General features: G+C 59.4%; 1 protein-coding gene and 1 pseudogene. Both read right to left on the bottom strand.

Going from position 1 to position 1,022, the window contains the following annotated elements; all coding sequences use genetic code 11:
- Positions 1-150: 150 nt before the first annotated feature.
- Positions 151-341: pseudogene (locus HT737_RS24375) on the bottom strand (PLDc N-terminal domain-containing protein).
- 72 nt (positions 342-413) lie between these two features.
- The gene (locus tag HT737_RS24370; protein ID WP_182404163.1) at positions 414-944 is read right to left on the bottom strand and encodes a hypothetical protein; all 531 of its coding nucleotides are present in this window, start codon (positions 942-944) and stop codon (positions 414-416) included.
- Positions 945-1,022: the final 78 nt, after the last annotated feature.

Raw genomic sequence — 1,022 nt, 5'->3', positions numbered from 1 at the left:
GTCGAACCTCTGTTCATCGACAATCCGCATAACCTTGTGGGAGCTGGCTTGCCAGCGATGCAGTCAAACGCGGTCTGTCAGTGAAACCGCTGCGATGCTATCGCTGGCAAGCCAGCTCCCACAGGTTATGGGGTGCATTCGCAGTTGTGGTCAGACCCGCACATTGCCCCGCGGCCCGGCAATCGCCAGATGATCAGGCCCAGCACCGGCAGGAGGATGATCAGCAGGACCCAGAGGATTTTCATCCCGGTCTCGGCACCGCTTTTCAGTACGTTGATAATGGCCCAGATGTCGAGGGCAAGAATGATCAGGCCAATCAGCCCGTTGAACGTGGAACCCATGGTGTCACTCCAGATTAGTGGCATGCACTTTTAGGATAGACGGTCGCGCGCAGGGTTCCCTTTCTATTGCGTTCAGACGTGAACGGCGACTTTCAGCGCTTCCAGCGACTGCGCCGCCGCGATGCCGACTTCGGCACACAGCTCCAGCACTCGTGGCACGTCGTTGCCGTAGACCAGCACCACTTGCAGCTCGTCATCGAGCAGCTGACTGAAGTTCATCAGCGTGTAACCGCCGTTTTCCTTGTTCAGGCTGCTCATCTGCACCTGAATGCGGTTGAGTGCGGTCAGTGCCTCGGTCTTGGCCAGTTGCTTGGGCTTGAGGTTGAATTCGACGCCCGGGCCAAACGAGGCGACGATCTGTGCGAACAGATCAACGTAGGTGTCGGCCTGGAACAGCACGGTGTCCGGCAGGCTGCCGACCACCACCCACTCACCCAGCGGAATCGGGAAGGTGTCGTCGTAGTTGATGTCCGGGTTGGCCGCGAGGAACGCATCGGCATCGGCGTAGGCCTGCGCCGCTTCGTCGGCCACGTTCAGGATCTCGTCCTCGCCCATGCAGCCGGAGCTGATTTTGCTGATGAGTTCGACGAGTGCGGCTTTCATGGGGGCGGATCCTGTGGAAGGTTGAATTTGAGGGCGCGGAGGATAGCGCACAAAGCAAAAGATCGCAGCCTGCGGGCA

This window comes from Pseudomonas sp. MD195_PC81_125, from assembly GCF_014060985.1.
GTDB classification, from domain to species: Bacteria; Pseudomonadota; Gammaproteobacteria; order Pseudomonadales; family Pseudomonadaceae; genus Aquipseudomonas; species Aquipseudomonas parakoreensis.
This window is presented reverse-complemented; position numbering and strand designations above follow the sequence as displayed.

Coding starts and splice junctions, on each gene's coding strand:
- HT737_RS24370 (WP_182404163.1), bottom strand. CDS start 944: ATGAAAGCCGCACTCGTCGAACTCATCAGCAAAATCAGCTCCGGCTGC.